We start from the raw sequence: 15,096 nt of genomic DNA, 5'->3' as shown, positions 1-15,096 counted from the left end.
GTGCATCTCGTCCTCGGGGTCGGGTGGGCCGGGCGCCCCATTGTCACCTGCTGCTCAACACCTCCGGGGCTGCGCCGCGCCCGTATAGTCCGAGCACGTGGCACGCCTCGCGGACCCGCTGCGCGGTCGGGACAACGCGCTGAACTTCCTGCGCCTGGTGCTCGCGATCGCGGTGATCGTCGACCACAGTGTGCCCCTCTCGGGGCTGTCCAGCCCGCGTCGCGGTCCGCTCAGCGACGTCGCCGTCGACGGGTTCTTCGTGCTCTCGGGCTACCTGGTCAGCGGCAGTCGGGTGCGGATGTCGGGTCCGCGCTACGCCTGGCACCGCGCGCTGCGGATCCTGCCCGGCCTGTGGGTCTGTCTCCTGGTGACCGGGCTGGTGATCGCGCCTCTGGCGACCCTGCGGACGCACGAGCCGTGGAGCATCCAGCTTGCGCTGCGCTACGTCGCCCAGAACGCCACCCTCTACTCGATGCCCGACACGATGGGTCACACGCTCGCGCACGTGCCGCTGCCCGGCGCATGGAACGGCTCGCTGTGGACGCTCTGGTTCGAGTCCCTCGGCTATCTCGCGGCGGGGCTCCTGCTGTGGCCCTCCTTCGTACGCCGGCACGCCGCTCCCATCCTCGTGTCCGTCGCGGTCGCGGCCGCGCTGGTGGTCTACCTCGCGCACGGCCCGCTCTTCGTCACCACCAACCACTACCGCGAGGCGCCGACCCGGCTCGCGTGCTTCTTCGCGGCCGGGATGGCGCTGTGGGCGCTGCGCGACCGGCTCCCGTCCTCGGGACGGCTGGCGCTGGTGGCGCTCGCGATCGGCGTACCCCTCTATGTGGCCGGCGCCCTCGACACCGGCCCGCACCCGCACGTGGCGACCTGGGTGCCCGGCGGCCTGACCTGGATGTACGTGCTGCTGCCGCTCCCGCTCGGTTACCTGCTCCTGTGGCTCGGCGGCGTGCTCCCGGTGCGTCTCGGGGTGCGTAACGACATCTCGTACGGCGTGTACATCTACGCCTGGCCGATGCAGCAGCTGCTCGCGGTCCTCGGGGGGCAGCGGCTGGGGCTGACCGCGTTCACCCTGCTCGCGGTTGCGATCACCGTGCCGATGGCCTGGTTGTCGTGGACGTTGGTGGAGAAGCGCGTGCTGCGGCTGAAGGACCTCGGCCGCACGCCGGCGCCGGTGGCGGGATGAGCACCGCGGACCCGCTCGCGGCTCGGCGCACGGGCAAGCCGTTCTCGCGTCGCACCGACCGGCCGGAGTGGGCGGCGACCTGGCTGCAGCGAGCCATCGGCGCCGGCCTGTGCCTGCTGGTGCTCGGCATCCTGGTGCACCCGCAGACGCCCAACAACGGCTACGACCGGTGGGTGGTGACCCTCGCGACCCTGCTGATCGCCGCTGCGGCGTGGTTCGTGCCCCGCCGACTGCGACCGGTCGGGACGCCCTGGGACCCCCGCCGTTGGACGCGGATCGGAGCGGCGACGTGGTGCGCGGGTGGCGTGCTCGCTCTCTACGAGGCGTACTTCAGCGGCTACCACGTGTCGTGGGACGCCGGCGTGGTCAAGCAGGCCGCGCAGCTGCCGCGCGCGCAGTTCACCCCCTTCCTCGTGCAGTACTTCTCGCGGTTCCCCAACAATGCCGCCCTGATGGCGGTCGACCGCCTCGTGTGGCACGTGCAGCACGCCACCGGGGTGGGTTTCGACGCGTCGTACGCCCTGCTCAACTCCGTGCTCTTCCTGATCGCCTCGGGGCTGCTCTATCTGACGGTGCGTGTCGTCCGGGGTGCGGCGTGGGCCGTGGTCGCGTTGCTGCTGATGGACTTCCTGGTCGGCGCATCGGCGTGGATGAGCGTGCCGTACACCGATCTGCTGGCGCTCTGGACGCCGATCGGTGCGGTGCTGCTGCTCATCGCCACGCTCCGGTCGAGCGGCTGGCGCGGCCCGGTCCTCGCGGCACTCGCCGGCGTTGCGCTGGGCATCGGCTACCAGGTCAAGGTCACGCCGGTCGTCGGTCTGGTCGCGTTCGCGATCACCGCGCTGTTCGCGGCGATGCGCCGCGGGCGCGCGGGCCGGCTCGTGCTGCTCGGCGCGGTGGCGGCCGCCGTCCTCGCCTTCCTCGCGGCCTCATCGCTCACCTCGACCGCGTCGGAACGGTTGAGCGGTGCCGAGCCGCTGACCTCGAGTCACGCCGCGTCGCCGATCGTCTACATGGCGCAGGGGCTGCGCGTGCAGTACATCCCCGACGACCGGATCAAGATGATCGGCGGGTACGACGGCGCCATCGACCGCGGCACGTACGACATGACCGGCGAGCAGCAGGCGAGGGTCGCGCGGGCGGCCATCTCGCGGCGGTTGCGGGAGCTGGGTCCGGGCGGCCTGGTGCGTTTCGAGGCGAACAAGATGGCGTTCAACTGGGGCGACGGCATGTTCTGGGCGCACGGGGAGGGCCTGGACATGAGTCGGCCCCCGACGCGCACCGGAGCTGCCGCCCGCCCGGCGGTGGCCTGGAGCTTTCCAGGGCACGGGCTCTACCGCCTACACGTGGACCTGGCGAACACGGTGTGGTTCGGACTCCTGCTGCTGACCGGGCTCGGCCTGCTTCGCAGCCGGTACTCCCCGGAGGTGCTGCTCCTCGCCCTGACCGTGGTGGGGATCGCGGTGTTCGTGCTGCTCTTCCAAGGCCGTTCGCGGTATCTGCTCGGGCACGTCCCGGTCCTGATCGCCCTGGCGTGCGCGCTCGTACCGCACCGAGCGGCGCACCGAACGGCGGTAGACGGGCGACGCGGCAGCCCCGTTCGCTCGCGACCCGCCGTTAGCATGGCGACGCCGATCCGCTGGTCGGCGGGACGGGCGACGACAAGGGACACAACGTGACGAAGCGGGCCCTGATCCTCGGGATCACGGGGCAGGACGGGTCCTACCTCGCGGAGTTCCTGCTCGGCAAGGGGTACGAGGTGCACGGCATCATCCGCCGGGCCTCGACCTTCAACACCCACCGGATCGATCACCTCTACCAGGACCCGCACGAGGACGCGCCGCGGATGATCCTGCACTACGGGGAGCTTTCCGACGGGGTGCGTCTGCTGCGGCTGCTCTACGACATCCAGCCCGACGAGGTCTACAACCTGGCGGCCCAGTCGCACGTGCGGGTCAGCTTCGACGAGCCGGTCTTCACCGGCGACGTCACCGGCCTGGGCGCCTCCCGCCTGCTCGAGGCGGTCCGGATGAGCGGCGTGCACTGCCGCTACTACCAGGCGTCCACCTCCGAGCTGTACGGCGCGACGCCGCCCCCGCAGGACGAGGACACCCCCTTCCACCCGCGATCGCCGTACGGCGCGGCGAAGCTCTACGCGTACTGGATGACGCGCAACTACCGCGAGGCCTACGACATGTACGCCGTCAACGGGATCCTCTTCAACCACGAGTCCCCGCGCCGGGGCGAGACGTTCGTGACGCGCAAGATCACCCGTGCGGTCGCGCGCATCAAGGCGGGCACCGAGCACGAGGTCTTCCTCGGCAACCTGGACGCGGTCCGCGACTGGGGGTACGCGCCGGAGTTCGTCGAGGGGATGTGGCGGATGCTGCAGGCCGACACCCCGGAGGACTACGTGCTCGCGACCGGGCAGCCCTGCAGTGTGCAGGAATTCGTGGAGACGGCGTTCTCGCACGCAGGGCTGGAATGGCAGGACCACGTGCGGTTCGACGAGCGCTATCTGCGCCCCTCCGAGGTCGACGCGCTCGTCGGGGATCCCGGCAAGGCCGAGCGTGAGCTGGGCTGGAAGGCGCGCGTGCACTCCGACGAGCTTGCTCGGATCATGGTCGATGCGGACATCGCGGCGCTGGCGCACGAGGGCGGCGCGTGGATCGACCAGGCGGTCGTGCCGCAGTGGCCGACGCTGCGGTCGGTGACTCCGTGAGCATGGTGACGTTGTGACGTCTGTTGTCCCAGCGGTTGAATTGCATGGTTCGCGCATTGTCGTCACCGGTGGGCGCGGATTCCTCGGCGGGCACGTCGCCGATGCGCTGCGCGAGCGTGGCGCGGACGTGGTGCCCCTCGGCTCGGCCGACTACGACTTGCGCGAACAGGCCGCGGTACGAGCCTTGTACGCCGACCACGTGCCGGATCAGGTGGTGCACGTGGCCGCTGCGGTCGGCGGGATCGGCGCCAACGTCGCCAACCCCGGTCGGTTCCTCTACGAGAACGCGCTCATGGGGCTGATGCTGCTGGAGGAGGGCCGACGCGCTGGTTTGGGCAAGTTCGTGCTGGCCTCCACCACCTGCACGTACGCGACGGATGCCCCGCTGCCGTTGCGGGAGGACGACATCTGGTCGGGGCCGCCCGCCCCGGCCACGGGCGCGTACGGGATGGCCAAACGCCTGCTGCACGAGGCGTGCGAGACCTACCACCGCCAGTACGACGTCGACTCCGCGGTGCTCGTGCTGTCCAACCTCTACGGACCGCGCGACCACTTCGACGGGCAGGGCACCCACGTGATGCCAGCGTTGATCCGGCGGTACGCCGACGCGGTCCGCGACGACGCGGCGTACGTGACCAACTGGGGCAGCGGGCGCGCGACCCGGGAGTTCCTGCACGTGCGGGACGGGGCCCGGGCGGTGGCGCTGGCGTGCGAGACACCGGTCGGCCCGGCGCCGATCAACGTCGGCACGGGGATCGAGACCTCCATCGCCGAGCTCGCCGCGCTGGTGCAGAACTCTGTCGGGTACACCGGTGAAGTGCAGTGGGACACAACAAAACCCGAGGGTCAGCCGACGCGCTACAGCGACGTGACGCGCGCCCGGGAGCTGCTCGGGTTCACGGCGCGGGTGCCGTTGGCGGAGGGCGTACGGGAGACCGTCGAATGGTTCCTCGCACATCAGCCCGCGGAGGTCTGAGATGGCGATCGCGCGCCCGGGCGACGGCATGCAGGGCGCGATCCTGGGCCCGCTGAAGAGCAGGGCTCTCGGTCTGCTGCGCCGCGGCGACCGCGACATCATGTGGACGATCCCGGGACTCGGGCTCGGCAACTTCCTCTACCAGTGGCTGTGGGCGCACGCCGGTCAGCAGCAGGGCCTGGACCGCCGGGTGCTGGAGCAGCCCGAGATGCGGGAGTGGTACGACGTCTTCCCCGGGGTGCGGGAGCGCCTGATCATCCCGCGCTCCCAGTTGCGGCTGACCGATCGGCGGACCGCCGGCAGTTACAGCGTCTTCGCCGACAACAGCCCGGGCGAGATCGACGCCTTCGCGCGGGACCTGCTGCTGACCGCGCCCGTCTTCACCGACACCCTGCCGGCGCCCGCGACGAGCGCCGACCTGGTGCTGCACATCCGGCGCGGCAGCTACTACAACGACCCGTCGCTGAGGCGCTACTACGGGATGGATGTGCCCGGCTACCTCCGCGTGGCACTCGACGGCAGCACCCGGCAGGATGGCCCGATCAGCCGGATCACCGTGCTGTCCAACGACCAAGCCTGGTGCCGTGACCAGCTCGGCTGGCTGGATGAATACGCGGGCACCGTGCGGCACGGCGACCCGTCGGCGTCGGCCGCGGAGGACTTCCGCGATCTTGCGCTGGCCCGGCGCAGCGTGCTCGGCAACTCCACGTTCGCCTACTGGGCGGGATACCTGTCCAACGTGATCCACGGCGACAACCACGCGCAGGTGTGGGCGCCGCTCTTCCACATCCGCGAACCGAAATGGCAAGCCGTGCAATTGGATCCGCGGTGGAGCATCGTCGGCGACATCCCCGGCGGGTGGGAGGAGAAGGCGTGAGCACGCTGATCCTGCTCACCGCGGCGGTGACGCCCGATCCGGCGTTTCTGGCGAACGACGCGTCGTTCCGGATGACGCTCGCCGACCCGCAGGAGCGGGCCGGGCAGTACCGCGCCGCCGTCGAACACTGGCACCGCGTGGCGCAGGCTGTCGGAGGTCAGGTCGCCGTGGTCGAGACCTCCGGTGCCGAGCCGGCTGATGTGACGCGGCGTACTGATGTGGGGTTCGTGTCGTACGACGTGCCCGCCGGACTCGCCGCGGGCGGCAAGGGCGCGATCGAGGCCGCGGCGATCGACCACGCGCTGGTGACGCTCGACCCGTCGCCCGACACCGTGTTGGTCAAGGTCACCGGACGCTTGTTGGTGCAGAACGCTGCGCAGCTGATCGGCCCGGTCGGCGGCGCGACGGTGCAGGTGCGGCGCAGCGTCGACCGCGTCTTCGCCGACACCCGCTTCGTGGTCACGACGGTCGGCACCTGGCGGGAACACCTGTCAGGCATGGGCGTGGAGGTCGACGACGACCACGGCCGATGGCTGGAGCGGGTCGCTGCCCAGCGCCTGATCCTCGGTGAGTACGCCGGCGGCCTCACGGTGCAGCGCTTCCCCGACCCTCCACGGTTTGCCGGGTCGTCAGGCACGACGGGGGCGCCGTACGACGGCTGGCGCGCACGCGTCGTACCCCCTGTGGTGCAGCGCAAGGCCGAGGGCGCGGTGCGCCGGCTGCTCGGCGGACGGCTGGTCTGAGGTGGCGCGCAACGCCCTGCTGCTGAGCGGAGCGGACCTGGCCCGCTGGCGCCGTGAGCATGCTGCGGGTGATCGCCCAGCGGCTCTGCCCTACGGTGCAGAGGCGTTGGAGCAGAACGGTTTCCGGGTCGACGGCGTGCGGTTGAGTGAACGGCCAGCGGCGACGAAGGTCCGCGACGTGGTCGAGCACCGACTCGGTGTACCTGTGGCACGCACCGTGAAGGGCGCAGCGAAGGTGGCTCGCGCCAATCTGGTGATCGCCTCTCTGGAGCGCGAGGCGATCGTGATGTCCGCGCTGCGACGCGCGCACGTGCCGCCCTACCGACGTGCCCCGCTCGTGGCGCTGACCTGCTGGCTCGCCGACGATGCCCGCGGCGCCGACGAAGCGACCCGCGCACAGCTGCGGTCCCGCTTCGCGCACGTCGACGCGTTCGTCTACTGGAGCCGCAACCAGACACCGATCCTGCGCGAGCTCGGGATCCCCGACCGCAAGCTGGTGCCGGTGGGCTTCTGCGCGGACGCCGACTACTTCACCCCGGATCCCGCCGTGCCCCAGGACATCGACCTGCTGGCGGTCGGTCAGGACGGCGGACGCGACTACGCGACGCTCTTCGACGCGGTGCGGGGCACGGACCTCGTCGTCGACATCGTCTGCCCCGTGAGCTACCTGCCCCCGAACATCCCGCAGGACAACGTGCGACTGCACGGCGTCGTCGACAGCAGGGCGTACGCCGCCATGCTGCGCCGCGCAAAGGTGGTGGTCGTGCCGACGCACGAGCGCGCGTACCCGACGGGGCAGAGCGTGGCGCTCGAGGCGAGCGCGACCGGCGCGTGCGTCGTCGTCACCGGCTCGACGCCGTTGCGCGAGTACTTCACGGATGGGCAGGACGCACTCCTGGTCGATGTGCACGATCCCGCCGACCTGCGAGCGCGACTGCGGCAGGCCCTCGCCGACGAGGCGTTGCGTCGACGGGTGGGCACGGGCGCGCGGGCGAACGTGACCGGCCGCTTCACCGCCGACATCATGTGGCGCGACATCCTCGCCGCCCTGCGCGATCGCGCCCTGCTGCCCGCCTGAACCCGTGCTGCGTATGTACGGGGAGGAGATGCGGTGCGACACGTCCCTGCGACGCCAGCATCAGCGCGGATCTCCTTCTGTGTACCCGCCGCCCTCACGTACGGCGCAGGAGCCGTTTGGCCAGTGGGGCGGCCTGGTGGAGCCGGTCCTCGATGAAGCCGTAACGCTGCTTCCAGTGCTGCAGCGTGTTCCACTGCGCGCGACGGATCCGGATCAGCTGCTCGATGTTGTCCAGGTAGTACTGCGGGTGCGCGCGGATGACCTCGGCCAGCGCGCGCACCGTGTCCTCCTCGGCCATCGCTCCGGTGATCGAGTCCGACCGCTGCCGGTAGTGGTAGAGCACCCGGTCCAGCCGGTACGCCGTGCGGCCCAGTTCGAGGATGGACAGCCACAGGTCGTGATCCTCCAGGCGCACCTGGTGGTATCCCCCGACCGCAGCCCAGTCCTCCTTGCGGAACATCGAGCAGGCGGGAATCTGGTTGCCGGTCAACATGATTCCGACGTCGAACTGCCCCAGCTCCCAGGGCCCGGTGATCGCGCCGAACAGGTCGGCGCGCGGGTAGACGATGCCCAGCTCGGGACGCGCGTCCAGCTCGGCCGCGGCGAGGGCGGCGTACTCGGGCTCCACGATGTCGTCGGCGTCGACGGGCAGGATGTACGCGCCGCGTGCGGCGGCGATGCCGGTGTTGCGAGCGCCGGGCAGGCCCTGGTTCTCCTGGTGGATGACCCTGACGCCGAGTGCCTCCACCTCGTCGAGCACCCCCAGCGTGGCGTGATCGGTGGAGCCGTCGTCGACGACGATCACTTCGAGGTCCGGGTGGGTCTGGGCGAGCGTGGATCTGACCGACTCGCGCAGGTAGGCACCGTCGTTGAAGCAGGCGGTCACGATCGTGACCGCGTTCGAGGGCGCCGAGTCGCTCATGGACACATGATGGCAGTGGGTGGCGGCGCAGCAGAATTTCGTATTCCAGTCCCCGGTCAATCATCAAGATGCGACCATGCACTCCGACGTTGAACCGTCAACTACCGGGGTGGGGAATCCAATCATGATGCTGGAATGCGCTTGCCGAGCGCGCGTCGGGGACGCCTTCCCTGCGGTGGCGCAGTGAACGTAAGACATCTTGCGCACTCTTCGCTGGAGAAGGTACGACGGGGAGAGCGCACCGTTCTGTGGACGCCGGCGAACCTGGGAATGGGTAACCACTTCTATCTGTGGCAGAAGGCCATTCTCGAACAGGCGGCCGGACGTGATTGGCGTGTCCTCGTCAGACCCGAGATGGCGCACTGGCGCTCGGAATGGCCGGAATCGGATCCGGCGCTCATCGACCGGGTCGATGTCGGCTTCTTCGACCGCCGAGTCATGGGGTTCCATCAGGCGTACGGCGACGACTTCACTTCCGACCAGAACGACCGGTTCTGCACGGACATCTTGCTGAAGAGACTCGATCCGAGGCCGGTGCCCGACGACACGGTTGTCGTCAATGTCCGGCGTGGGGACTATTACTCCGACGGCACCTTCCGGGGGAACTACTCCTTCGATGTGAGGGAGTACCTGGCGGAGGCGATGAAGGTCGCGCGGGAACTCGCACCCGTGAGACACGCGATCCTGGTATCAGATGATCCGCAGTGGTGTGAGATCAAAGTGACGCCGCAACTTCTGGCGGTGGAAAGAGTGAGCGTCCTCACCGCGAGCGGACCCATTCAAGCGCTGGAGCAGCTTGCGGGCGCCGAAAGACTGATCCTCACGAATTCGACCTTCTCGTACTGGGGAGCGTATTTGTCCACTGCCGTGCACCGTTCCAATCACTCTGCCGTGATCGCACCCCGCTTCCACAGTCGGGCGGTTCGGGGCGGACGTGCCTGGCAACTGGACCCGCGGTGGACCGTGATCGAGGACATCCCCGGAGGGTGGGACGGCTGAGCTACGGAACGATGACGCCGGTGTCCTCGACCTTTGCCTCCAGGTTGGCCAGCTCGACCAGACGTGCGAAGTGGGCGTTGTCGGCGCGCACCTGCTCGAACGTGCCGCGCGAGGCGACCTGGCCGTCCTCGAGGAAGACGATCTGGTCGCAGCCGCGCACCGTGCTCAACCGGTGCGCCACGATCAGGATGGTGATCTGCCCGTGCAGTGCCTGCATCGTCTGGGTGATCTTGTGCTCCGTGATGTTGTCCAGCGCCGAGGTGGCCTCGTCGAGCACCAGCAGTTTCGGCGCGTTGTAGAGCGCGCGGGCGATCCCGAGCCGCTGCCGCTGACCGCCGGACAGCTTGCCGCCCCACTCGCCGACCGGCGCCTGCAGGCCACCGGGCAGCTCCGCGAGCAGGTCCGTGAGCTGCGCCTGCTGCACCGCGCGGCGTACCCGCTCCAGGTTCTCCGGCGTGGGGTCGTCGCCGAAGAGCACGTTCTCCTCGACGGTGCCGTCCAGCGGGACGACCTCCTGCGGTACGACGGCCAGGTTGCGTTGCCAGCCCCGTACGTCGCCCGCAATGTCCTGTCCGTCGGCGAGGATCGCGCCGCCGGTCGGGGTGTGCAGCCCGAGGATGAGGTCGACGAGGGTGGACTTGCCGGCGCCGCTGCCGCCGACGAGCGCGACCGACGTACCGGCGGTCACGTCGAGGTCGACGCCGCGCAGCACCTCCTTGTCGGTGCCGCCGTACGTGAAGCGCAGGTCGTCCAGCCGCAGTGTGTGTTCGAACGGCATCGCCGTGGCAGGGGTTTGGTGGCGCGTGGTGATGCGCTGCGCGTCGTGCGTCTCGGTGATCACCGACTGCAGTCCGATGCTGCCGACCCGGATCGAGGAGAGGGACGCCAGCGCGGCGGTCATGCTGGGCAGGATCCGGAAACCGGCGACTGCGAAGAGCGCGAGCATGCTGACCGCGCGCGAGGACTCCGAGCGGCTGAAGAGGACGACGGTCATCAGCGCGATGCCGACGATGAAGACGATCTCCAGGACGTAGCGCGGCAGTTCGCCGAGGAACGTCGAGGTGCGACTAGCGCCGGCGGCGTCGCGCTGCACCCGGTGATATCGGCCGAGGAAGTACTCGGAGTTGTCCTTGAGCTTGATGTCCTTGATCGAGGCGAGCGGCTCCACCGACACCCGGAACATCGCCTCGGACGCGTTGAGCGCGCGGGCGCCCGCCTCTGAGGCGTAGCGGCGGGTGAGCAGGTAGAGCGTCGTGCCGGCCACCGCGAAGTAGGCCAGCATGATCAGCGCCGGCACCGGCATGATCACCACCAGCGAGATCAGGATCGCCACGATGGTGACGGCCGAGGTGATCACGTTGATCACGCCGAGGACGACGCCGTTGTAGACCGCGCCGACCGCGCCGCCGCTCATCCGCAGGAACTCCGCGGTCGTGCGCTGCAGGTGCAGGGAGTACGGGGCGTGCAGGAAGTAGCGGAAGAGCGACTCCGACGTCTCGGCCTCCTGCAGGTTGACGAAGCCGAGCACCCACCACCGGAAGGCGATCACCGCGACGCCCTTGCAGACGTAGGTCACCAGCAGCACCACCGCCAACCAGATCGCCACGGTGTTCTTGTCGTCGGTGCCGAAGACGTCCGCGGCGGACCCGAGCGGGCCGAACGACGGCGTCGTACCGGTCAGCACCTCCATCAGCGGAAGCACCGTGGCGACCGCCAGGATCTCCGCGAACGCCTGCACGATGGACCCGGCCAGGGCGGCCGCGAGCTTCAGCCTGGTGCGCGGCGAGAACAGCACCATGACGTCCCTGGGGATTCCGAGCACGGCGACCTTCGCTGGGGCGGGACGGGGCAGGGCGCGCGGGTGCGCACCGGCGACATCGTACGCAGTGCACGGTCCCGGCAGCGGGTTACGACGGGGTGCCTGCAAGCGCCGGCACACCGCCGCGGACACCTACGATGTGCCGCATGGTTTCGGTCACGAACGCTCAGGTCGATGACCTGCCGGGGTGGTTCTTCCCCATGGACATGGAGCTCTTCCGTGTGCATCTGGCCCGCAGTGCACAGGACGGGCCGGGCGACCTGGCCGAGCTGGGCGTCTACCTCGGCAAGAGCGCGACATTGATCGGCGGCGACCTGGCTCCGGGCGAGACCTTCACCGTCATCGACCTCTTCGGCGACGCCGCGGGTGACGAGCGCAACCTGGAGGAGAACACCGACCAGTACCCGGAGCTGACCCGGGCGCAGTTCGAGTCCAACTACCGCGCGCTGCACGGCGAGCTACCGGTGATCGTGCAGGACTACAGCGAGAAGATCGTCGACCACGCGGCGCACGGCACCCACCGCTTCGTGCACATCGACGCCTCGCACCTCTACGAGCACGTCGTGAAGGACATCGCGGCCGCGCGCACCCTGCTGCGGCCCGACGGCGTCGTGGTCTTCGACGACTACCGCTCGGCGCACACGCCGGGCGTCTCCGCGGCCGTCTGGGAGGCGCGGGAGTCCGGCCTGCGGCCGATCGCCGTGTCCGAGGTGAAGATGTACGCCACCTGGGGTGACCCGGCGCCGTACACCGAGGCGGTGCTGTCCTGGGTGCGCGACTCGGAGTTCGCGCACGAGATGCACCGGATCGGCGACGACGACGTGGTGCGCGTCTTCGGCGGGCACGGCTCCGCTGAGCCGGTGTGGTTGCCCTGGGTGCCGCCCAGGTTCGCCCCGCAGTTCTCGGCCGCCGTGACCGCCGTACGCGGCTTCACCCGGCGCGGCCGCACGGGCGCCGTGGCCTGAGGCACGCCCATGAGAACCCTGCGTCGGGGAGCGCAGCAGGTGAAGCACCGGGCGTTCGTGGTGTGGAGACGTCTGCCGTTGTCGCAGCGGGTCATCCGCGCCAACGACGCGCGGTGGAGGCGGCACTTCGCGAACCGGCCGTACGTCTACGACCCCGCCCAGCACGCACACACGTTCCTGGCCGAGCCGCCCCCGGCGGAGGGCGGGCCCAGCGAGCTGCCGCGGGTGATCTGGTGCGTGTGGACCGGTGACAACCCGCTGACCGAGAACCGGGAACGCGGGCTGGCGAGCCTGCGCGACCGGCACGTCGGCACCGACGTGCGGGTGCGGCTGGTCACCCCGACCGACCTGGACCAGTGGCTGGTCGAGGGGCATCCGCTGCACCCGGCGTACGGGTTCCTCTCCCTCAACCACCGCTCGGACTACCTGCGCGCGTACCTGATGCACCACCACGGCGGCGGCTACTCCGACATCAAACCCACCCCGCGCAGCTGGGCCGACAGCTTCGACCTGCTGGCAGCGCACCCGGAGCGCTGGGCGCTGGGCTATCCCGAGCTGTCGTCGTCGCTGTGCGCGCAGCTGCCCGGCGCGTACGGGCGCCTTGTCAAGCACCACTTCCCGCTCTTCATCGGCAACAGCGCGTTTATCTACCGCTCGCACACGCCGGTGACCGCCTCCTGGCTCGCCGCGCTCGAGCGCGATCTGGACGCGGCCGCCGAGCAGCTGCGGGCCCACCCCGGTGGCACGTGGGGTCGGACGCCGGGCTACCCGCTGCGATGGGGGCAGCTGATGGCCGACATCGGGCAGCCACTGCAACTGAAGTACCACGGCCGATTCCTGCAGGACGCACGGATGCAGCCGGCCTTCGTGGACTACCGCTGACCCGCCTCCGCCGAGTGGCATACCTATCTTTCGAGTGGCGCACTTGTAGGTATGCCACTCGAGGAGTTCCTACGCCACTCGGGGCGACGGCGGGTGGGTAGCCTGCAGGCCATGTCGCTCGACGCCACCGTCATCGTCCCCACCCTGGGCGGTGCCGAGCGTCTGCCGCGGCTGTTCGCGGCGCTGGAGGAGCAGGTCGGCACGGCGTACGAATGCGTCGTCGTGCTGGACGGCGAGGTCGACGACTCTGCCACCGTCGTGCAGGCCTGGTCGACCCGAATCCCGGTGCGAACCGTGGTCTTCCAGGAGAACCAAGGCCGATCGGCAGCCCTGAACGCCGGTCGCGCGGCAGCGCAGGGCAGGGTGCTGATCCGGTGCGACGACGACCTCGCGCCCGCCCCGGAGTTCGTGGCGAGGCACGTCGCGCACCACGCCGGACCGGAGCCGGTGGGCATCGTCGGCATGTGCCCCGAGGTCTTCCCCGACAACGCCTACGTACGCGCGTACGGGAACGCCAACGACCACCTCGTGCGCGAGAGCAGCTACGCGCTGTCAGCGGAGGAGGGCTGGCGGCGCTGGTCGGCCAACGTCTCGGTCACCGACGAGACCTGGGACCGGGTCGGGCCGTACGACGACGCGTTCCGGGTCTACGGGTGGGAGGACATCGACTGGGGATACCGACTGCACCTGCTCGGCATCCCCGTGCTCGTGCCCCGTGATCTCAAGGCGCCGCACCACAATCCGGCCACCAGCGCGACCGAGCGAGCGGAGCGGGCGTACCACTCCGGCGCCTCCCGCCGGGTGTTCGAGGCCAAGCACGGACGGGATGCGCTGGGCGCCGATCGGCTGGCGATGAACTCACCGTGGAACGTCGCGGTGCGGGCGACAGGGGGTGTCCTGCGATCGGACCGGGCGGTGCGGGCGGTCGGACGCGGCGTCGACGGGCTGCTCCCGCGAGTGCCACCGTCCGTGGGGCACAAGCTGGTAGCACTACTCGTAGAGGGATCCGGTGCTGCCGCGAGGCGCTGAAACGTCACGAGTAGCGTGCGGTGCATGGTCAGTGACATCCCGGCATACACCCTGAACGACGAGAACATGGTCCCCGCAATCGGTTTCGGCTCCTACCCGCTGAAGGGCGAAGACGGCACCACCGCCATGGTCAGCGCGATCGAGGCGGGCTACCGGCTGCTCGACACCGCAGTCAACTACGAGAACGAGGCCGAGGTCGGCGAGGCGATGCGGCGCAGCGGGCTCCCGCGCGAGCAGCTGCAGGTCACCACCAAGATCCCCGGCCGCCACCACGGGTACGACGATGCGCGCACCTCGATCCGCACGTCACTGCAGACGCTCGGCGTCGACTACATCGATCTGCACCTGATCCACTGGCCGAACCCGAGCGTCGGGAAGTTCCGCGAGGCGTGGCGCGCGCTGGTCGACGCGCGCGAGGAGGGGTTGGTGAAATCGATCGGCGTCTCCAACTTCACGCCGGAATTCCTGCGCGCAATCATCGACGACTCCGGTGTCACCCCCGCCGTCAACCAGATCGAGCTGCACCCGTACTTCCCGCAGGAGCAGATGCGCGCGGTGCACGCCGAGCTCGGCATCCGCACCGAGGCCTGGAGCCCGATGGGCAAGCGGCAGGCGCCGTTCACCGAGGACGCGGTCGCCGCGCCCGCGCGGGCGTACGACGTGTCACCCGGCCAGGTGATCATGCGCTGGCACTACCAGCTCGGCAGCCTGCCGATCCCCAAGTCGGCGACGCCGAAGCGTCAGCGGGCCAACCTGGACGTCTTCGGCTTCGAGTTGAGCGACGCCGAGATGGCCGCGATCACCGCCCTCGGCCGGCCGGACGGGCGTCTCTTCGGCGGCGACCCGGAGACGCACGAGGAGATGTAGGAAGGCGCGCGCTCTATAGAGCGCGCGC

14 protein-coding genes are annotated in these 15,096 nt (G+C 69.9%); 12 read left to right on the top strand and 2 right to left on the bottom strand.

Going from position 1 to position 15,096, the window contains the following annotated elements:
* Positions 1–97 precede the first annotated feature (97 nt).
* The 7 genes from J4030_RS13950 to J4030_RS18300 are packed head-to-tail and all read left to right on the top strand — an operon-like array spanning position 98 to position 7,585.
* Positions 98–1,189, top strand: coding sequence for an acyltransferase (locus J4030_RS13950; RefSeq protein ID WP_208049844.1), 1,092 nt, complete (start codon positions 98–100; stop codon positions 1,187–1,189).
* The gene (locus tag J4030_RS13945) at positions 1,186–2,868 is read left to right on the top strand and encodes a hypothetical protein (protein ID WP_208049843.1); all 1,683 of its coding nucleotides are present in this window, start codon (positions 1,186–1,188) and stop codon (positions 2,866–2,868) included. The genes J4030_RS13950 and J4030_RS13945 overlap by 4 nt, the downstream gene beginning before the upstream one ends.
* Positions 2,865–3,911 (top strand): GDP-mannose 4,6-dehydratase, encoded by a 1,047-nt coding sequence (gmd, locus tag J4030_RS13940; protein WP_208049842.1) that lies wholly within the window; start codon positions 2,865–2,867, stop codon positions 3,909–3,911. The genes J4030_RS13945 and gmd overlap by 4 nt, the downstream gene beginning before the upstream one ends.
* A 13-nt stretch (positions 3,912–3,924) precedes the next feature.
* The gene (locus tag J4030_RS13935) at positions 3,925–4,887 is read left to right on the top strand and encodes an NAD-dependent epimerase/dehydratase family protein (protein ID WP_208049841.1); all 963 of its coding nucleotides are present in this window, start codon (positions 3,925–3,927) and stop codon (positions 4,885–4,887) included.
* A gap of 1 nt (position 4,888) precedes the next feature.
* Positions 4,889–5,764, top strand: a complete 876-nt coding sequence (locus tag J4030_RS13930; RefSeq protein ID WP_208049840.1) for an alpha-1,2-fucosyltransferase — start codon at positions 4,889–4,891, stop codon at positions 5,762–5,764.
* Positions 5,761–6,507, top strand: coding sequence for a hypothetical protein (locus J4030_RS13925; RefSeq protein ID WP_208049839.1), 747 nt, complete (start codon positions 5,761–5,763; stop codon positions 6,505–6,507). Before J4030_RS13930 ends, J4030_RS13925 begins: the two co-directional genes overlap by 4 nt.
* 1 nt (position 6,508) lies before the next feature.
* A complete protein-coding gene (locus J4030_RS18300; RefSeq protein ID WP_208049838.1) occupies positions 6,509–7,585 on the top strand; it encodes a glycosyltransferase family 4 protein in 1,077 nt (358 codons plus the stop codon).
* A gap of 94 nt (positions 7,586–7,679) precedes the next feature.
* Here J4030_RS18300 and J4030_RS13915 read toward each other — a convergent pair whose 3' ends face one another.
* On the bottom strand, positions 7,680–8,507 hold the full coding sequence (locus tag J4030_RS13915) for a glycosyltransferase family A protein (RefSeq protein WP_208049837.1): 828 nt from the start codon (positions 8,505–8,507) through the stop codon (positions 7,680–7,682).
* Between the two features lie 270 nt (positions 8,508–8,777).
* Here J4030_RS13915 and J4030_RS13910 point away from each other — a divergent pair, with 270 nt between their 5' ends.
* The gene (locus J4030_RS13910) at positions 8,778–9,506 is read left to right on the top strand and encodes an alpha-1,2-fucosyltransferase (RefSeq protein ID WP_208049836.1); all 729 of its coding nucleotides are present in this window, start codon (positions 8,778–8,780) and stop codon (positions 9,504–9,506) included.
* Between the two features lies 1 nt (position 9,507).
* Here the strand turns inward: J4030_RS13910 and J4030_RS18560 are convergent, their stop codons facing one another.
* Positions 9,508–11,328 carry an ABC transporter ATP-binding protein gene (locus tag J4030_RS18560; protein ID WP_208049835.1) on the bottom strand — a complete coding sequence of 607 codons (1,821 nt, stop codon included), beginning with the start codon at positions 11,326–11,328 and terminating at the stop codon, positions 9,508–9,510.
* Positions 11,329–11,471: 143 nt separating this feature from the next.
* On the opposite strand from J4030_RS18560, the gene J4030_RS13900 reads away from it, so the two are divergent.
* The 4 genes from J4030_RS13900 to J4030_RS13885 all read left to right on the top strand — a co-directional run bounded on the left by J4030_RS13900 (position 11,472) and on the right by J4030_RS13885 (position 15,068).
* A complete protein-coding gene (locus tag J4030_RS13900; protein ID WP_208049834.1) occupies positions 11,472–12,290 on the top strand; it encodes a class I SAM-dependent methyltransferase in 819 nt (272 codons plus the stop codon).
* 9 nt (positions 12,291–12,299) lie between these two features.
* Positions 12,300–13,172, top strand: coding sequence for a hypothetical protein (locus J4030_RS13895; RefSeq protein WP_208049833.1), 873 nt, complete (start codon positions 12,300–12,302; stop codon positions 13,170–13,172).
* A gap of 111 nt (positions 13,173–13,283) precedes the next feature.
* Positions 13,284–14,201, top strand: coding sequence for a glycosyltransferase family 2 protein (locus tag J4030_RS13890; protein ID WP_208049832.1), 918 nt, complete (start codon positions 13,284–13,286; stop codon positions 14,199–14,201).
* 24 nt (positions 14,202–14,225) lie between these two features.
* Positions 14,226–15,068 (top strand): aldo/keto reductase, encoded by an 843-nt coding sequence (locus J4030_RS13885; protein ID WP_208049831.1) that lies wholly within the window; start codon positions 14,226–14,228, stop codon positions 15,066–15,068.
* The last annotated feature ends 28 nt before the right edge of the window (positions 15,069–15,096 follow it).

Origin of the sequence: Allobranchiibius sp. CTAmp26 (assembly GCF_017565405.1) — a bacterium.
Lineage (GTDB): Bacteria > Actinomycetota > Actinomycetes > Actinomycetales > Dermatophilaceae > Allobranchiibius.
The sequence above is the reverse complement of the archived record's forward strand: the minus strand, read 5'-3'. Positions and strand labels throughout refer to the sequence as shown.